The sequence below is a fragment of the Spirillospora sp. NPDC049024 genome (assembly GCF_040649235.1).
In the GTDB taxonomy this organism is placed as follows: domain Bacteria; phylum Actinomycetota; class Actinomycetes; order Streptosporangiales; family Streptosporangiaceae; genus Spirillospora.
Window position 1 is genome coordinate 86,966 of the sequence record NZ_JBEZFD010000012.1, and the last position, 17,331, is coordinate 104,296.

General features: G+C 73.2%; 15 protein-coding genes. 12 read left to right on the forward strand and 3 right to left on the reverse strand.

The window, feature by feature from the left end; translation table 11 throughout:
- Window positions 1-139: 139 nt before the first annotated feature.
- The 8 genes from AB0C21_RS22890 to tsaD all read left to right on the forward strand — a co-directional run bounded on the left by AB0C21_RS22890 (window position 140) and on the right by tsaD (window position 8,079).
- On the forward strand, window positions 140-1,630 hold the full coding sequence (locus AB0C21_RS22890; protein WP_500206734.1) for an NAD(P)H-hydrate dehydratase: 1,491 nt from the start codon (window positions 140-142) through the stop codon (window positions 1,628-1,630).
- 152 nt (window positions 1,631-1,782) lie between these two features.
- Window positions 1,783-2,904 carry an alanine racemase gene (gene alr, locus AB0C21_RS22895; RefSeq protein ID WP_500206736.1) on the forward strand — a complete coding sequence of 374 codons (1,122 nt, stop codon included), beginning with the start codon at window positions 1,783-1,785 and terminating at the stop codon, window positions 2,902-2,904.
- A gap of 11 nt (window positions 2,905-2,915) precedes the next feature.
- The gene (locus AB0C21_RS22900; protein WP_500206738.1) at window positions 2,916-3,995 is read left to right on the forward strand and encodes an alpha/beta fold hydrolase; all 1,080 of its coding nucleotides are present in this window, start codon (window positions 2,916-2,918) and stop codon (window positions 3,993-3,995) included.
- Entirely contained in the window at window positions 3,992-4,462 is a 471-nt protein-coding gene (tsaE, locus tag AB0C21_RS22905) for a tRNA (adenosine(37)-N6)-threonylcarbamoyltransferase complex ATPase subunit type 1 TsaE (RefSeq protein ID WP_500206739.1), read from the forward strand. Before AB0C21_RS22900 ends, tsaE begins: the two co-directional genes overlap by 4 nt.
- A gap of 127 nt (window positions 4,463-4,589) precedes the next feature.
- Window positions 4,590-5,636, forward strand: a complete 1,047-nt coding sequence (locus tag AB0C21_RS22910) for a hypothetical protein (RefSeq protein WP_500206741.1) — start codon at window positions 4,590-4,592, stop codon at window positions 5,634-5,636.
- Window positions 5,637-5,730: 94 nt separating this feature from the next.
- Window positions 5,731-6,411: a tRNA (adenosine(37)-N6)-threonylcarbamoyltransferase complex dimerization subunit type 1 TsaB gene (gene tsaB / locus AB0C21_RS22915; protein WP_500206742.1), complete on the forward strand. Its 681-nt coding sequence runs from the start codon at window positions 5,731-5,733 to the stop codon at window positions 6,409-6,411.
- On the forward strand, window positions 6,408-6,899 hold the full coding sequence (gene rimI, locus AB0C21_RS22920) for a ribosomal protein S18-alanine N-acetyltransferase (protein ID WP_500206744.1): 492 nt from the start codon (window positions 6,408-6,410) through the stop codon (window positions 6,897-6,899). The genes tsaB and rimI overlap by 4 nt, the downstream gene beginning before the upstream one ends.
- A gap of 142 nt (window positions 6,900-7,041) precedes the next feature.
- Window positions 7,042-8,079 (forward strand): tRNA (adenosine(37)-N6)-threonylcarbamoyltransferase complex transferase subunit TsaD, encoded by a 1,038-nt coding sequence (tsaD, locus tag AB0C21_RS22925; RefSeq protein ID WP_500206745.1) that lies wholly within the window; start codon window positions 7,042-7,044, stop codon window positions 8,077-8,079.
- A gap of 308 nt (window positions 8,080-8,387) precedes the next feature.
- Here tsaD and AB0C21_RS22930 read toward each other — a convergent pair whose 3' ends face one another.
- The 3 genes from AB0C21_RS22930 to AB0C21_RS22940 all read right to left on the reverse strand — a co-directional run bounded on the left by AB0C21_RS22930 (window position 8,388) and on the right by AB0C21_RS22940 (window position 13,101).
- Window positions 8,388-9,326, reverse strand: coding sequence for an aminoglycoside phosphotransferase family protein (locus tag AB0C21_RS22930; protein ID WP_500206747.1), 939 nt, complete (start codon window positions 9,324-9,326; stop codon window positions 8,388-8,390).
- A gap of 185 nt (window positions 9,327-9,511) precedes the next feature.
- Window positions 9,512-11,161, reverse strand: a complete 1,650-nt coding sequence (locus AB0C21_RS22935; RefSeq protein ID WP_149258964.1) for a coiled-coil domain-containing protein — start codon at window positions 11,159-11,161, stop codon at window positions 9,512-9,514.
- A gap of 683 nt (window positions 11,162-11,844) precedes the next feature.
- Window positions 11,845-13,101, reverse strand: coding sequence for a class I SAM-dependent methyltransferase (locus AB0C21_RS22940; RefSeq protein ID WP_500206748.1), 1,257 nt, complete (start codon window positions 13,099-13,101; stop codon window positions 11,845-11,847).
- Window positions 13,102-13,368: 267 nt separating this feature from the next.
- Here AB0C21_RS22940 and groES point away from each other — a divergent pair, with 267 nt between their 5' ends.
- From groES to AB0C21_RS22960, 4 genes are all read left to right on the forward strand, one after another.
- Complete coding sequence (gene groES, locus AB0C21_RS22945; protein WP_089324409.1) at window positions 13,369-13,677, forward strand: co-chaperone GroES; 309 nt, start codon at window positions 13,369-13,371, stop codon at window positions 13,675-13,677.
- Window positions 13,678-13,762: 85 nt separating this feature from the next.
- Window positions 13,763-15,391, forward strand: coding sequence for a chaperonin GroEL (gene groL, locus AB0C21_RS22950; protein ID WP_149258966.1), 1,629 nt, complete (start codon window positions 13,763-13,765; stop codon window positions 15,389-15,391).
- Between the two features lie 292 nt (window positions 15,392-15,683).
- On the forward strand, window positions 15,684-16,367 hold the full coding sequence (locus AB0C21_RS22955) for a sigma-70 family RNA polymerase sigma factor (RefSeq protein WP_500206750.1): 684 nt from the start codon (window positions 15,684-15,686) through the stop codon (window positions 16,365-16,367).
- On the forward strand, window positions 16,364-17,296 hold the full coding sequence (locus AB0C21_RS22960; RefSeq protein ID WP_500206752.1) for a hypothetical protein: 933 nt from the start codon (window positions 16,364-16,366) through the stop codon (window positions 17,294-17,296). The genes AB0C21_RS22955 and AB0C21_RS22960 overlap by 4 nt, the downstream gene beginning before the upstream one ends.
- Window positions 17,297-17,331: the final 35 nt, after the last annotated feature.

Below are 17,331 nucleotides of genomic sequence, written 5' to 3' on the forward strand. Positions count from 1 at the left end.
GCCCAAGATTCTACGACTGAAGATTCTTTTGCGCACATGACACCGAAAGTTGCGGTGCAAGTTGTGATCGGACGGCTCCGGGGTTGCGGAGGGTCCCCACGTGGCACTCTAAGTGTGTGATCGACTTGGGGAGTCGCGGATGAGGTACGCGCACGAGGTCGGCAAGGTGCGGGCGGCCGAGCAGGCCCTCATGGCCCGGCTCCCCGACGGCGCCCTGATGCAGCGCGCCGCCGCCGGGCTCGCCTCGGTCTGCGCGCGCCTCCTGCCCGCCGTGTACGGGGCCCGCGTAGTCCTCCTGGTGGGCGGCGGCGACAACGGCGGCGACGCCCTCTACGCCGGAGCCCGCCTCGCCCGGCGCGGCGCCCGCGTCCAGGCCGTGCAGGCCGGATCCAAGATCCACCAGGGCGGGCTGGCCGACCTGCGCGCCGCCGGCGGCCGCCTCCTGGACTCCGCGCCCGCCGAATCCGCCCTTGTCGAGTCCGCCATCGCCGGCGCCGACCTGATCATCGACGGCCTGACCGGCATCGGCGGGACCGGCGGGCTCCGCGAGCCCCACGCCCGGTACGCCGCGCTCGCCTCCGAGGCCGCCGGGCTCGTGATCGCCTGCGACGTCCCGAGCGGCGTGGACGCGAGCACCGGCCGCGTCGAGGGCGCCGCCGTCCACGCCGACGTCACCGTCACCTTCGGCACGCACAAGCCAGGCCTGCTCGTCGACCCCGGCGCGGCCCATTGCGGCGTGGTCGAGCTGGTCGACATCGGCCTCGGCCCCGACCTGCCCGACCCCGACGTCGTCGCGGCCCGGCCCGCCGACATCGCCCCGCCCGAGCCCCGCCCCGAGTCCGACAAGTACCGCCGCGGCGTCGTCGGCATCATCGCCGGCGGCGACCAGTTCACCGGCGCGGCCGTCCTCAGCACCGGCGGCGCGGTCCGCGGCGGCGCCGGAATGGTCCGCTTCGCCTCGGTCGCCCGCCCGGTCGAGCTCGTCCGGCAGCGCTGGCCCGAGGTCGTCACCACGGTCGTCGAGCCCGGACGCCACGACGCGAAGATCCTGGAGCGCATCGGACGCGTCCAGTCCTGGGTGGTCGGCCCCGGCCTCGGCACCGGCGACGCCGCCGAGTCGCTGCTGGAGGCCGTCCTCGGCACCGACCTGCCCGTGCTCGTGGACGCCGACGGCCTCACCGTCCTCGCCCGCCGCCGCGACCTGCTGCGCCGCGCCGCCCCGACCGTCCTCACCCCGCACGCGGGCGAGCTGTCCCGGCTCATCGCCGCCGGCCGCGAGGACATCGAGGCCGCCCGCCTCGACCACGTCCGCCGCGCCGCCGCCGAGCTCTCCGCGATCGTCCTGCTGAAGGGCTCCACGACCCTGGTCGCCGAGCAGGACCGCCCCGTCCGCGTGAACCCGACCGGCACCCCGCGCCTCGCCGCCGCCGGCACGGGCGACGTCCTGTCCGGCCTGATCGGCGCCCTGCTCGCCGGCGGCATGCCCGCCCTCGACGCCGCCGCCGGCGGCGCCTACCTCCACGGCCTCGCCGCCCGCCTGGCCTCCGCCCCCACCCCAGGCCCCGAAGCCCCGATCAGCGCCCAAGACGTCATCGACGCCCTCCCTCACGCTTTCCGCGGTCTGGGTTAGCCCCTTCCCTGGCCACCCGCTGAACCCTGGGGTGGGCATTTGCGTCTTATTGGGCGAGGGAGCGCCGGGGGAGCGCTTGCGAGGGGCCGTTCTGGCCGTGACCTGGGCGATAAGGCCCAGGCATGGGCGCGGGGACGGCAGACTGGGTGACCATGAGGGTTCCTGCGGAGGCACGGGTCGATCTCGGCGCCATCGGCCACAACATCGGGGTGCTGCGCGAGCGCGCGCGGGGCGCCGAGGTGATGGCCATGGTGAAGGCCGAGGCGTACGGGCACGGGCTGGTGGAGGCCGCCCGCGCCGCGCTCGCCGGCGGCGCGTCCTGGTTGGGCGTCGCGAAGCTGGCCGAGGCGCTGCGCCTGCGGGACGCGGGCCTCACCGTCCGCACGCTGGTCTGCGTGGGCGTCCCCGGCGAACCGTACGAGGAGGCCGTCGCGCAGGACGTCGACCTGACCGTGGGGGCGGTCTGGCTGCTGGACGAGGTCGTCCAGGCGGCGGAACGGGCCGGGCGCGAGGCGCGGATCCATCTCAAGGCCGACACGGGCATGTCGCGCGGGGGCGCGCGGGGCGACGACTGGGAGGCGCTGGTCGACGCGGCGCTCAAGGCCGAGGCCACGGGCCACGTGCGGGTGGCCGGGGTCATGTCGCACTTCGCCTGCGCGGACGAGCCCGGCCATCCCTCGATCGCGGCGCAGATCGGCGCGTTCACCGAGATGGTGGCGCACGCGGAGAAGGCCGGGGCGCGCTTCGAGGTGCGGCACCTGTCGAACTCGGCGGCGGCGCTGACCCTGCCGGAGGCGCGGTTCGACCTCGTCCGGCCCGGCATCGCGACGTACGGGCTGACGCCGGTACCGGCGCTCGGCGGGTTCGGGCTGCGCCCCGCGATGACGCTCGTGGCGGACGCGGCGCTGGTCAAGCGGGTCCCAGCAGGCAGCGGGGTGTCGTACGGTCACACGTACCACACCGAGCGGGAGACCACGCTGGCCGTGGTGCCCGTGGGCTATGGGGACGGGATCCCGCGGCACGGCTCCAACGTGCTGGAGGTCCTCGCGGCCGGGCGCCGCAGGACGATCGCCGGACGGGTCTGCATGGACCAGTTCGTCATCGACGTCGGCGACGACCGGCTCGCGGCCGGAGACGAGATCATCCTGTTCGGCCCGGGCGACCGGGGCGAGCCGACCGCGCAGGAGTGGGCGGAGGCGCTGGGGACGATCTCGTATGAGATCGTCACCCGCATCGGGGCCCGGGTACCGAGGGCGTACCCGGGGGCGCTGTAGGGGGCGCGGGAATGGACAGCAGGAGAAGGCGCAGGATCGGCGTCGCCGGCATCGTCGCGGGTGTCGGCGCGGCGGGCGTGGGCGCGGCGGTCGGGCTGCGGCACCTCGCCGTAGGCCGGGTGCGGCTGCGGCCGGACCCGGACGCCGCCGAGCCCTTCGGGCAGCTGCGCGGGCGGGAGATGACCGTCGCCGCCGACGACGGCGTCCCGCTGCACGTGGAGGTGGACGGCCCCGACGACGCCGACCTCACCCTCGTGTTCTGCCACGGCTACACCCTCAACCAGGACTCGTGGCACTACCAGCGCCGCGACCTGCAGGGGTCGCTGCGGCTGGTGTTCTGGGACCAGCGCAGCCACGGCCGTTCCGGACGCGGGCGCCCCGGGGACGCGACGATCGAGCAGACCGGCGACGACCTGCGCGCGGTCCTGGACGCGGCCGCCGGCCCGGACCGCCGGGTCGTCCTCGTGGGGCACTCCATGGGCGGTATGTCGATCATGGCGCTGGCGGAGAAGCACCCGGAGCTGTTCGGGTCGCAGGTCGTGGGCGTGGCGCTGGTGAACACCTCTTGCGGCGACCTGGCGGAGATGACGCTGGGGCTGCCGATGGTGCTGGCGAAGGCCGTCCGGCCGCTGGCCCCGGGGACGCTGCGGGGTCTCGGCCGCCGCGCCGAGCTGGTCGACAAGGCCCGCGGGCTGGGCGCCGACCTGGCGTTCGTCGTCACGCGGAAGATGGCGTTCGCCGACAAGTACGTCAGCCCGTCCGTCGTGGCCTTCCTGGAGGAGATGATCAGGCGGACCCCGATCGACGTGATCGCGGAGTTCTACCCGGCGCTGATGGCGCACGACAAGATCGGCTGCACGGACGTGATCGGCCGGGTCCCGGTGCTGGTGGTGGCGGGCGGCCGGGACCGGCTGACCCCCGCCGAGCACGCCCGCCGCATCGCCGACGCGCTGCCGGACGCGGAGCTGGTAGAGGTGGAGGAGGCCGGGCACGTGCTGCCGCTGGAGTACCCGGGCGTGGTGACGGGGGGCCTGCGCCGGCTGGTCGAGCGGGTCCGTCCCGTGTACGAGGAAGAGGAGCGCACCGCGTGAACGCCGTCACCCTCACCGTCCCGACCGCCGAGGACATGCATGAGCTCGGGCTGCGCCTGGCCGGGGTGCTCCGGGCGGGCGACCTGCTCGTGATGACAGGGCACCTCGGCGCGGGTAAGACGACGCTCACGCAGGGCATCGGCGAGGGGCTGAAGGTGCGCGGCCCGATCACCTCGCCCACGTTCGTCATAGCGCGGGTGCACCCGTCGCTGGCGGGCGGTCCGTCGCTGGTGCACGTGGACGCCTACCGGCTGGGCGGTTTCGCCGAGCTGGACGATCTCGATCTCGACGCGTCGATCGCGGAATCGGTGACGATCGTGGAATGGGGAGAAGGCCTCGCCGAGGGCCTCGCCGAGGACCGGCTGGAAGTGATCATTTCTCGCGGCGACGGGGCCGGCGAGGAGCGCGAAGTAAGGATCGTCGGGGTCGGTGAGCGCTGGTCCGACCTGGATCTCGGGCCTGGATGATGCTGGACTGGCAACTTCTACGGATTTTGCCGGCCCGACTGGTCCTTTTTTTGGCTTGATGTCGTACTCTTTGCCGCAACAAGCCTCACCTTCACGACATATCGATTTCCAACGGGAGTGGGAACCGGTGAGTGGTAGCCATCGCAGCGGGAATCCCCGCGACAGCTACCGCGATTCGGGCGGTGGCCAGGGAGCAGGCGGCGGCTACCGGCCGGACGGCGGTGGATTCGGTGCGGGCGGAGACGCGTACGAGCGGTACTCCTCGGGCCGCCCGGGCAGCGGCCCGTACCAGCGGGAGACCGGCCCGTACGAGACCGGCAGCGGCGGCTACCGCGCGGACAGCGGCGGGTACCGCACCGAGAGCGGTGGATACCGGACCGAGAGCGGCGGGTACCGCACCGACAGCGGCGGGTACCGGACGGGCAGCGGCTCCCACCGCGGCGGGAGCGGCGGCTACCGCACCGGCAGCCACCGGGTGGCGCGCGAACGCCGCGCCGGGCGGCGCTGGGCCGTCGTCCTCGGCGGGGCCGTCGCCGGCGTCGCCGTCTGCGGGCTCGCGGTCTTCGCCGTCCTGAGCGGCGTCGGCGCGAGCGGCGAGCGGAGCACCGGCCAGGTCGTCGGCAGCGGCGCCACCGACAACTCCCCGATGTCCAAGGGGGAGCGCACCGCCGTCCCCGACTCCTGCACGATCGTCGGCGACGACCTGATCAACCGGCTGGCGCCCGACTCCGAGCGCACCGAGGCCGACAACTACCAGGGCGACGACCAGCAGAACCAGTGCGTGTGGGGCGCCTACGCGGGCGAGAAGAGGCGCCAGCTCACCATCGAGCTGCGCGCGATCGCCGGTGCCGCCGGGACGTCGCCCACGGACGCGGCCCGCAAGACGTTCGTGACCGAGCGGACCGCCGACGAGTCCGGCAAGGCGCTGCTGGCCGGGCAGAAGCTCACCGACAAGATCCGGCTCACCGGCGTCGGCGACGAGGGGTACATCGTCTACAGCGTGGACGACAACCAGGGCTCCGGCGAGGCCATCGGCAACGTCCGGGTCGCCAACGTCCTCGTCACCGTCCACTACTCGGGCTCGGACAAGAGCGGCCCGCTGTCCTCCGACGCCGCCACCGGCGGCGCCACCGAGGTCACCAAGGCCGTGGTGACCGCCCTAGGCCAGCGCTGAGGGGCACCTGGGCCCGCGTTGAGCGGCCCTGCCCCGGCGTCGGGCCGGGCAGAGCCGAGCGACTCCCGGCCGGCGGCCGGTAGGCTTACAACCCGTGCTGGTCTTGGCTTTCGATACCGCGACCGCCGCGATCACCGTGGCGCTGTACGAGTGGACCCCGGGCGAGGGCGCGGTGCAGCGCGGCCTCGCGGAGGCCGTCGACCGGCGGCGCCACACCGAGCTGCTCACCCCGTCCATCGCGGAGGTGATGGCGGAGGCGGGGGCGGCGCCCGGCGACCTGAGCGCGATCGCCGTCGGCGTGGGCCCGGGGCCGTACACGGGGCTGCGCGTCGGGCTGGTCACCGCGCGCGCGATGGGCGAGGCCCTCAGCGCCCCCGTGCACGGCGTCTGCACGCTCGACATCATCGCCTGGGCCACCCGGCGGGACGGGCCGTTCGCGGTCGCCACCGATGCCCGCCGCAAGGAGGTCTACTGGGCGCGGTACGACTCGGCGCGCTTCCGCGCGACCGATCCCGCCGTGGGCCCGGCGGCGGACGTCCTGGAGGGCGCGCCCGAGGCGCTGCCCGTCGTGGGCGAGGGCGCGGCCCTGTACCCGGAGGTCCTCGGGAGCGCGGAGCACGAGCCGCTGCTGCCCACCGCGAGCGCCCTCGCCGAGCTGGTCATCGCAAGGCTGTCGGGCCTGAAGGGGCCGGAGCTGCTGCCGCCGGAGCCCCTCTACCTGCGCCGGCCGGACGCCAAGGAGCCGGGACCCCGCAAGAAGGTGACGCCGGCGTGAGCGATGTCGTCCTGCGGCCCATGACCGGCGCGGACCTTCCGGCGGTCCACCGGCTGGACCGGGTGCTGTTCCCGGAGGACACCTGGAGCGAGGAGATGCTCGCCGCCGAGCTCGCCGACCAGCCCCGCACCCGGCACTACATCGTCGCGGAGGCGCCCGACGGCGAGATCGTCGGCTACGCGGGCCTCGCCGCGGCGGGCGGGCAGGCCGACGTGCAGACCATCGGGGTGCGCCCGGACCGGCGCAAGGGCGGCATCGGCGCGGCGCTGCTCACCGCGCTGCTGGAGGAGGCCGTCCGGCGGGGGAGCGAGTCGGTGTTCCTGGAGGTCCGCGCCGACAACGACGCCGCCCACCGCCTCTACGAGCGGTTCGGTTTCGAGCGGGTCGGCATCCGCAAGCGCTACTACCAGCCCTCGGACGTGGACGCGATCGTCATGTGCCGCAAACTCCGCGACCGTCCGCCCATGGGCTTCAACAGGGCCGGATGACCAGGAGCGGCGGAAGGCGCCCCGGCGACGACCGGACGGACGGGACGCTCGCGAAGACAGCGCCCAACGGGGAGACAGGGCCCACCGGGGAGACAGGGCCTCAAGGGGAGACAGGGCTTAACGGGGAGACAGGGAGACTCACGTGATTCGGGACGAGCCACTGGTGCTCGGGATCGAGACCTCCTGCGACGAGACCGGGGTCGGGATCGTGCGCGGGCACACGCTGCTGGCGGACGCGATAGCCTCCAGCGTCGACCAGCACGCCCGGTTCGGCGGCGTCGTGCCGGAGGTCGCGTCGCGGGCGCACCTGGAGGCGATGGGGCCGACCGTCGAGCGCGCGCTGGCGGACGCCGGCGTGGCGTTCACCGACGTGGACGCGTTCGCGGTCACCGCCGGTCCGGGGCTGCCGGGCGCGCTGATGGTCGGCGTCGCCGCCGCCAAGGCGTACGCGCTGTCGCTCGGCAAGCCGCTGTACGGCGTCAACCACCTGGCCGCGCACGTGTGCGTCGACCAGCTCGAACACGGCCCGCTGCCGAAGCCGTGCGTGGCGATGCTGGTGTCGGGCGGCCACTCCTCCCTGCTGCTGGTGCCGGACGTGGCGGGCGACGTCCGCTCCCTGGGCAGCACGGTGGACGACGCGGCGGGCGAGGCGTTCGACAAGGTCGCCCGCGTCCTCGACCTCGGGTTCCCCGGCGGCCCGGTCATCGACCGCATGGCCCGCGAGGGCGACCCGGCCGCGATCGCGTTCCCGCGCGGCAAGTACAACGACGGCACCTACGACTTCTCGTTCTCGGGCCTGAAGACGGCCGTCGCGCGCTGGGTGGAGGCCAAGGAGCGCGCGGGCGAGCCCGTCCCGGTCGCCGACGTCGCGGCGTCCTTCCAGGAGGCCGTCGTGGACGTCCTGACGCAGAAGGCGCTGAAGGTCTGCAAGGACAACGGCGTCCCCGACCTGCTGATAGGCGGGGGCGTCGCGGCCAACTCGCGGCTGCGCGCCCTCGCCGCGGAGCGCTGCGCGGCCGCCGGAGTCCGCCTGCGCGTCCCGCGCCCGAAGCTGTGCACCGACAACGGCGCCATGGTCGCCGCCCTGGGCTCCGAGCTGGTCGCCTCCGGCATCGCCCCGTCCGACCTGGAACTCCCCGCCGACTCCAGCCTCCCGATCGAGGCCGTCACCCTCCCCTGAGCAAGCCGTCACCCAACGCTGAGCGCGCCACCCCCAGCACGGTGCCGGCCCCACTGTGGTGCCGGTCCCGGCGTCGCGCCGGCCTCGGCGCACCGCCGACCGCGGCCCGGGGCCGGCCTCAGCCTCGTGTTGGCCTCAATACTGTCTCTGGCTCAGCAGATGCTGGTCCAACGTCGGCCCTGGGCCGAGGTACTGCCCTTCGCAGCGCCGCCTTCGGCGCGGTGCTGGTCTCGACCCTGGGCTGGCCTCGGCGGAGTGGCTCCCTTGATCGTGTCTGCCTCAGTGCCGCGGCGGACATGCTGCCGGGTTCAGCACTGGGCCAGGAGACCGTCGAGGTAGTCCTCGTAGAGGGGGATCTGGGGTTCGTCGATCATGCGGTTGTCGTCCTCGGGGAGCAGGTCGAGGACGCTGCGCACGTCCCAGTACGGGTCGTGTGCGTGGCCGCCGGAGACCTGGTCGAAGGAGCGCAGGAAGCGGTCGGCGACGGACGGGGCGTAGCGCAGTGCCAGGCCGCGGCGCATGCAGGCGATGTCGACGGCGACGGGGCCGGATGAGGCGTCCGACCAGTCGACGATGCCGGTGAGCCTGCCGTAGGACCACAGGGTGTTGTCGGCGTGGTAGTCGCGGTGGATGAACCGGGCGGGCGCCTCCGGGGCGGGCCGGGCGGCGACCTCGAAGGCGCGTTCCCACAGCTCGGGGCGGATCGCGTGCTTGGGCGGGAGCCGCACGTCGAGCCGGTTGTGCGGGACGTACGGCGGCATGGTGGACGCGCCGTTCAGCTCGTGCACCTCCAGCAGCGCGGCGGCCAGCTGGATCAGGTACTCGGGCAGGTCGTCGCGGGAGGGCCGCGGCGGGTGGCCCCTGAGCCGGGTGATCAGCAGGGCGGGGACGTCGCAGTAGGCGCCCGACGGGTCGGCGGCGACCAGGGACGGGGTGGGGATCCTGCTGGCGGCGAGCAGCGCGAGCGCCGCGATCTCGCGTTCGGGGGAGAACTCGGCGTCGCCGTAGCCGCGGCGGGCGGGGGCCGCTTCGCGGGAGGTCCAGCGGCGCAGGACGAGGTGGTGGGCCTCGCCGGAGCGGCTCTCGACGAGGAGGGCGTGGTTGGCGTGGGCGGTGCCGGCGAGGGGCCGCACCATGCGGACCTCGGCGCCCTTGCCGAGGCAGTCCTCCACCCAGCGCAGGGTGGTGTGCCCGGGCGGGACGCCGGTCGGCAGGCAGGGAGCCGGTGTGTGGGTCACCTGATCCATGAAAACGGATTCCGATGGGTATTGGGAGTGATTTTGCGAAGACGGAAAGTAACAAAACGCACGTCATCGGGGTGACATGAGGGAAGCATCTCCGGTCATCCCGGCGGTTCACCGGACGAACGCGGCGAATACCGGGAGGTAGGGGATGCCGGGTGGGGCCCGCGCCGGCCCCACCCGGACACTCGTCAGTCCTTGGCCTCGCGGCGGGGACGCAGCAGCGCCTCGGCGAGCGCGAGCATCGTCTCCTCCAGGGTGGACAGCCGTTTCAGCACGTCCTCATGCACCGCGTTGACCTGCTTGGACACATCGTCGTGGACGCCGTCCACCTTCCGGCCGACCTCGTCCTCCACGTGGGAGAAGCGCTTGGCGAACTCGGCCTGCGCCGCGTCGGCGCGCCGGGCGGCATCGTCCTGCATGCTCTCCACCCGCCGCGCGAACTCCGCCTGGACGCCGCCGACCTGCCGCGCGACGTCCTCCTGCATGTGGCCGACCTGCTTGGCGACGTCCTCGTGGATGGTGCCGACCTGCCGCGTGACGTCGTCGTGGATGTCGCCGATCCGCTTGCCGAAGTCGTGGTGGACGCCGCTGACCTGACGCGACATCTCGTTGTGCACCGACTCGACCTGCTTGGCCACGTCGACGTGCACGGACTCGACGCGGCGGGAGACGAGGTCGACCTGCGCGGTGAACTCCTCCAGCGCGCCGTCGACCCGCTTGGCGACCTCGTCGTGGATGCCCTCGATGCGCTTGCGGACGTCGTCGTGCACGTCCTCGAACCGGCGGGAGAACTCGTCCATGCGCTTGGCGACGTCGCTGTAGGCGGTCTCGGCGATCTGCGCCATGGTCGCCTTGACCTCGTCGCGGTCCGGCCGGGCGCGCAGCTCCTCGACCAGCGGGTCGACGGCCTCGGCGAGGTGCTTCTCCAGCGCGTCGAACCGGTCGCCGTACTCGGCGTCCGGGCGCTGCGCGAGGTCGGTCAGCGCCCGGTGCACCTCGGCGATGCCCAGCGCGGCGGGGAGCCGGCTGATCCGCTCGCCGACCCCGTCGATGCGGCCGTCGACCCCTTCGAACCGGCCGTCGAGGCCCTCCAGCTTGCCCGACAGCCCTTCGAGGCGGCCGTCGACGCCGTCCAGCCGGCCGTCGATGCCGTCGAGGCGGCCGCCGACGCCCTCGACCCGGCCGCTGACCGCCTCCAGGCCCTGCTCCGTGCGGTCGGCCATCTCGCCGAGCGCCTGGTCGACCCGCGCCGTGACCCCGTTGATCGAGTGTTCGAGCCGCTCGGACCGGTGGCCGAGTTCCGCGAGCGACTTGTCGAGCCGGTTGAAGCGGACGGACGCGGCCTCCATGCTGCCCTGGAGCTTGTCCAGCCGCTTGGTCATGTCGTCCATGCGCCGCGACGCCTGCTGCGTGGCGTCGGTGATCTGCTGCGCCGAGTCGAGGACGGCCTGGATGCGGGTCAGGCCCTCGTCGACGTTCTCGGCCACCACGCCGACGTCGGCCCACAGCGCGGGCAGCTCGGCCACGGGTTTGACCCGCTCGCCGAAGGCCTCGATGTGCTCGGCCAGGCCCTCGGCCCATTCAGGGGGCTTGCCGGACAGTTCGTCGACCTGCCCGCGGACGCTCTCGATCTGCCCGGTCAGCCCGTTGAGCTCCCGCTCGCGGACCTCGCGGAGCAGCCACTCCATGCCTTCCAGACGCTGGCGAATCTCGTCCAGGACCTGACCCTGTGAGCGCTGTTCATAGACGTGGTCCTGCGCCGCACGGGCGAGCAACTCCCGCATCCGGTCCGAAACCGGTTGACCCCCCGTCTGCAGGAAGTTGTGATTCGTTTCCACCCGATGCTCCTTCGTGTGCCGGCGCGACGAAATGACGCACGGCAAATGAATCTCTGGAGTGGCCACTGTAGTGCGTGTAGAGCGCGCCTAAAACGGGTAGTAGAGAAAGTTGCGAGTTCTGCGGGATGCGCCTGTTATCCGGCTAGGGCGACTAGTTGGAAATAGCTGATTGCGTGGCGAGTTTCCCGTTTTGTGGCTATCGCTCTTTTCATGGGGATAGCTGGGGTGGACGGCGCCGGGCGGCGCGGGACGGGTCCGGCGTTCTGGGGCGGCGTTCTGTCCGTACATCTCGCCCAACATCGTCAGTTCGCGAACCCGCGATCGGCTACACCTTGCCCGACGTGCGTACTGCGGGCGTGACGCGGCGGGTCCGGATCCGCGCTTTTTCGGGACGGCTTCGAGGGCGCCGATGGCCCTGCCGCTGAACCTGCCTTGGCGTTTCGGGGCCGCTCGGGCACGGCGCACCGATTTCCAGGGCCGCGCCATGCCCTTGCCGGGTGGCCGCAATCCCTGGTGCACGCAATGCCGGAAAGCGCCGATGATTTGCACCGCCGTGGCGCGTCGCCCTGCCCCGCTTGGTGTTGCGCCGCCGGGTGGAAGATCTTTGGGAAGGGTTGCCGGGCGGCGCCCGTCCCCGGCGGGTCAGGCCGCGTTCCCGAGGGGCAGACCGCGTGTCCGGCGGGTCAGGCTCCGGCGACGGGGTGCGTCAGCAGTGCGACGGGGTCGCGTCCCACACGGGTCACCACGAGGGTCAGCTCCGCGGCGCCCCGCCCCGCGCGGCGCCCGCCGAACCCGAGGTCGCGGCGGAGCCGGTCCACGTCGACGGCGGAACCGCGCTTCTTGACGGTCAGCACGCCGACCTCGCGGCGGCGCAGCTCGGCGCGCAGCCGCTTCACGGAGAAGGGCAGCACGTCCTCTATCTCGTAGGCGGAGGCGAAGGGCGTCGGACGGAGTTCGTCGGACGTGACGTACGCGATGCGAGGGTCCGCCAGGCCGCCGCCGACCAGATCCGCGACCTCGCCGACCAGGTGGGCCCGGATCACGGCGCCGTCAGGCTCGTACAGGTACCGGCCCCATGCACGCACGTCCGGCTCGCCCGCACCGCTGGAGGTCAGCGTCCAGACCCGGGGCTCTGTCTCGGGCAGGGGCTCGGTCTCGGGGAAACGGGTGTCGGACGAGAGGAGAGTGGCCCGCCGGCCCGCGTCGCCTGCCAGCCCGCCCAGCCATAGGGCGGCCTCCTTCACGTCGCCGCCGACCGAGATCCACTCGGCCTCGGCGTCGTCCGGTACGGCCTCATGGGGGATGCCGGGTGCGACCTTCAGGCAGGCGGCGGGCACCTGCCGGGCCATCTCCAGGACGACGTCGAACGGCGGTTCGTACGAGCGGGGATCGAAGACCCGGCCGCGCGCCGTGCGCCGGCCAGGGTCCGCGAAGACCGCGTCGAAGCCGGAAGGATCCTCCTTGGTCGCGTCCCCGACCCGCACGGAGGCGAGACCGTCCAGTCCGAGAGCGGCCACGTTGGCGCGGGCAACCTCGGCCGTCAGCGGGTCCAGCTCCACGCCTTCCCCGATGAGGCCCGCGCGCGCTCGGGCGATGAGGTCGGCCCCTATCCCGCACCCCAGTTCCAGCACGCGCTCCCCGGGCAGCCGGTCCGCGAACCGTGCGGCACGGTAGGCCGCCACGCTCGCGCGCGTGGACTGCTCAAGCCCCGCCTGCGTGAAGTACATACGGTCGGCGTCGGCCCCGAACTTGGCGCGGGCCCGCGCCCGCAACCGCACCTGGGTCAGCGCGGCGGCCACGAGCGAGGGGTCGTCGTGCCGTTCGCGCAGCCGCGACGCCGTGGCGAGCAGACCGTCCTCGCTCACGTCCGCCTCGGCCGCCTCCTTGAGGAGCGCCTGGCTGGAGGGGGTGCGCAGGGCCCGGAACGACGCGATGTCCATAGGGTGGAAGTTAGCGGCAGGAAGCGGAACCCCGGGCCTGGTGAACGTCCGGAGACGGCCGGTCGGCGGGTTCGTGTCCGTGTTGACGGGGTAACGGGCACGGAATAGTCTCACGACTGGCACTCTCAAGGGTAGAGTGCCAACCACAGCGACGAAGGTCGGTCTGGCACCCGCGACGGCAGGCCGGTCCAGGGTCGCCTCTTCTGTCACATGTGCTGGTCGGTCATCCATGGCCGGCCGAGGACCAATCGAAGGGGAGGTCAGATCGTGACGACCGCCACCAAGGTTGTTCTCAAGCCGCTTGAGGACCGCATCGTCGTCCAGCCGCTTGAGGCCGAGACCACCACCGCGTCGGGCCTGGTGATTCCGGACACCGCCAAGGAGAAGCCCCAGGAGGGCACCGTCCTTGCCGTTGGCCCGGGTCGCGTCGACGACAAGGGCGAGCGCGTCCCGGTCGACGTCAAGGTCGGCGAGGTCGTGCTCTACAGCAAGTACGGCGGCACCGAGGTCAAGTACAACGGCGAGGAGTACCTCGTCCTCTCGGCCCGCGACGTGCTCGCGGTCATCGAGAAGTAATCACCGAGACGTGATGCACCCGCCCCGGTCGGCGCCGCCTTCGGGCGGCCCGCCGGGGCGGATCGCGTGAAAGAGGAGTATCCGCATGGCGAAGATCCTGGAGTTCGAGGAGGACGCTCGCCGGGCTCTTGAGCGCGGCGTCAACGCTCTCGCGGACGCCGTCAAGGTGACGATCGGCCCGCGCGGCCGCAACGTCGTCATCGACAAGAAGTTCGGCGCGCCGACGATCACCAACGACGGCGTCACCATCGCCCGCGAGGTGGAGCTGGAGGACCCCTACGAGAACCTCGGGGCCCAGCTCGCCAAGGAAGTGGCGACCAAGACCAACGACATCGCGGGTGACGGCACCACCACGGCGACCGTCCTCGCGCAGGCGCTGGTCCGGGAGGGCACCCGCAACGTGGCGGCCGGCGCGTCGCCGCTCGCCCTCAAGCGCGGCATCGACGCGGCCGCCCAGTACGTGTCCGACCAGCTGCTGAAGTCGGCCCGCGAGGTCGAGGAGAAGGGCGAGATCGCGCACGTCGCGACCATCTCGGCCCAGGACCCGCAGATCGGCGAGCTGATCGCCGAGGCGTTCGAGAAGGTCGGCAAGGACGGCGTCATCACCGTCGAGGAGGCCCACACCATGGGCCTCGAGCTGGAGTTCACCGAGGGCCTCCAGTTCGACAAGGGCTACCTGTCGCCGCACATGGTCACCGACCACGAGCGCATGGAGGCCGTCCTGGAGGACGCCTACGTGCTCATCGTGGACGGCAAGATCTCCAACGTGCAGGAGTTCCTGCCGCTGGCGGAGAAGGTCGCGCAGACCAAGAAGCCGCTGCTCGTGGTGGCCGAGGACGTCGAGGGCGAGGCCCTGGCGCTGCTCGTCGCCAACAAGATCCGCGGCACCTTCCTGTCCGTCGCGGTCAAGGCGCCCGGCTTCGGCGACCGCCGCAAGGCGATGCTCGGCGACATGGCCACCCTGACCGGCGGCCAGGTCGTCAGCGAGGCCATCGGCCTCAAGCTCGACTCGATCGGGCTGGAGGACCTCGGCCGCGCCCGCCGGATCACCGTCACCAAGGACGCCACCACCATCGTCGACGGCGAGGGCTCGGCGGACGAGGTGACCGCCCGGATCAACCAGATCAAGGTCGAGATCGAGAACAGCGACTCCGACTGGGACCGGGAGAAGCTGCAGGAGCGCCTGGCCAAGCTGGCCGGCGGGGTCTGCGTGCTGCGCGTCGGCGCCGCCACCGAGGTGGAGCTGAAGGAGAAGAAGCACCGCCTCGAGGACGCCATCTCGGCGACCCGCGCGGCGATCGAGGAGGGCATCGTCTCCGGCGGCGGCAGCGCCCTGGTGCACGTCGCCAAGGAGGGCTTCGGCGCCCTCGGCCTGTCCGGCGACGAGGCCACCGGCGCCGAGGCGGTCCGCCGCGCGCTGCCCGAGCCGCTGCGCTGGATCTCCGAGAACGCCGGCCAGGAGGGCTACGTCGTCGTCTCCAAGGTGCAGGAGCTGCAGGCCGGGCACGGCTACAACGCCGCCACCGGCGAGTACGGCGACCTGATCGCCCAGGGCGTCATCGACCCGGTGAAGGTCACCCGCTCGGCGGTCACCAACGCCGCCTCCATCGCGGGCATGCTGCTCACCACCGAGGTGCTCGTGGTCGACAAGCCGGAGGAGGCCGAGGAGGCCGCCGGCGGCGGTCACGGCCACGGTCACGGCCACGGCCACTGAGAACGGCCGACCGACGGGCTCGTCCCGTCCGGGAAGCGTAGGCGAGACCCCCGCCCCTCCAGGCGGGGGTCTCGCTGCGTTTCCGGCGGGTGGGCCGTCCACGGCCTGAGTCATCCCGACGGACGGGTCGCGTTCTCACCGGAGAGAGCGCGTTCCCGGCGGGAAAGCGCGCGACGCGCGGCAGCGGAGTGACCACGACGCGTAATAACTCCAGGTTCGCTCCCGCACTGTGACCATTCCGTTGTAGAGGACAGTGGAGACACGCCCGGGGGTGCTGGGCATCATGCTTGACGTGACCGAGGGATGCTTCGCCGGGACCATGACCGCGCGCGCTGCCGAACCCTCGAGCGGGCCCGCCCCTCCGGCTCCCGGCGGTCTCGGCCGCGGGACGCGGGCGCTGCGCGCCGCCGACGCCGGCGACGGCGACCTCAAGGAGCTGACCCATCTCGCCGTGCAGGGCGACCCGGGCGCCATCGAGGTCCTCATCGCCGAGGTGCGTCCCATGATCGTCCGGTACTGCCGGGCCCGGCTCGGCCGGGTCTCCGGGCAGTACCACATCGCCGACGACGTGGCCCAGGAGGTCTGTATCGCCGTCCTGTCGGCCCTGCCCCGCTACCGGGACATGGGCCGGCCGTTCGCCTCCTTCGTCTTCGGCATCGCCGCGCACAAGATCGCGGACGCGCTGCGCAGCGCGGTCCGCGCCGCCGTGCCCACCGAGGACCTGCCGGACGGTCCGGACGACCGTCCCGGGCCCGAGGAGACGGTGGTCCGCTACATCGAGGCGCAGCGTGCCCGCGACCTGCTCACGCGGCTGCCCGAGCACCAGCGCGAGCTCGTGCTGCTGCGGGTCGTCGCGGGGCTGTCGGCGGAGGAGACCGGTAATGTGCTGGGCATGTCGGCGGGGGCGGTACGGGTCGCGCAGCACCGGGCTCTGGCCCGGCTCCGGGCGATGGCCAGAGAGGAGTCGATCGCTTGACGGAGCGCGGCCCCCACACCGGCCTGCGGGGCGCCCCGGATCCGGACGAGCCTTCGAGCCCCGGCGACGCCCCGGCCCCGGCCCCGGCGTCCCGCCCGGTCGCCGCCCCGCCCGTGGACCTGTCCGCGGTGCGCCGTACCGACGCGATCATCGAGTCGCTGGCGGCGCGGGGCGCTGCCGGTACCGCGGCCCCCACTGAGGGCCCCACTGAGGGCCCCGCTGAGGGCTCCGCCGAGGGCCCCGACGAGGCTCTCCGCGCCGATCAGCCCGGCGGTCGGCCCGACGACGAGCGCGACCCGGCGGACGAGGGGCGGGCCGACGACCGCGACCCCGCGGTGCGGCTCCTGCGCGCGCTGATCGTCGACGTCGACGACCCGACCTGCGAAGCCCCTGACCAGAGCTGCGACGCCCCCGGCCCGCCCGCCCCCTCGGGGCCCGGCCCGCGCCGCCGCGGGCCGCGCACCATCGTGGCCCTGGGCGTGGCCGGCGCCGTCCTCGCCAGCAGCGGCGTCGCGGCCGCCGGCGGCGGCGTCGCCGAGCGCACCACCGCCTCCCCGGCGCCGAGCGCGTCCGGCGTGGCGGAGGACGCCGACCGGACCGCCGACTCCGAGGCCGGCGTCCTCGAACGCCCGCAGACGCCCGTGCGTCCCGCGCCGGACGCCGGACGCCCCGCGCAGCGCACGCCGTCCGACGACCCTGGCCCGGGCCGTGGGGACTACCGGCAGTTCAAGCGGCGCGGTGAGAACGGCGTCCCGAGGCTGATTCCCCGGCGCCCCCCGCACCGGCAGGAGGCCCCGATGATGTTCACGGACCCGGCCGACAAGCCCGAGACGCAGTCCGCCGACGACCCCCTGCTCCGCCTGGACGACCTGCGCCGGATAGCCCGCAAGCGGGCCCTCGACTACCAGAACCGCTCCATCGAGGACTGAGAGACCCCCTCGGCACGCACTCCGCGCGAACCGGC

Coding starts and splice junctions, on each gene's coding strand:
- AB0C21_RS22890 (WP_500206734.1), top strand. CDS start 140: ATGAGGTACGCGCACGAGGTCGGCAAGGTGCGGGCGGCCGAGCAGGCC.
- alr (WP_500206736.1), top strand. CDS start 1,783: ATGAGGGTTCCTGCGGAGGCACGGGTCGATCTCGGCGCCATCGGCCAC.
- AB0C21_RS22900 (WP_500206738.1), top strand. CDS start 2,916: ATGGACAGCAGGAGAAGGCGCAGGATCGGCGTCGCCGGCATCGTCGCG.
- AB0C21_RS22930 (WP_500206747.1), bottom strand. CDS start 9,326: ATGGATCAGGTGACCCACACACCGGCTCCCTGCCTGCCGACCGGCGTC.
- AB0C21_RS22940 (WP_500206748.1), bottom strand. CDS start 13,101: ATGGACATCGCGTCGTTCCGGGCCCTGCGCACCCCCTCCAGCCAGGCG.
- groL (WP_149258966.1), top strand. CDS start 13,763: ATGGCGAAGATCCTGGAGTTCGAGGAGGACGCTCGCCGGGCTCTTGAG.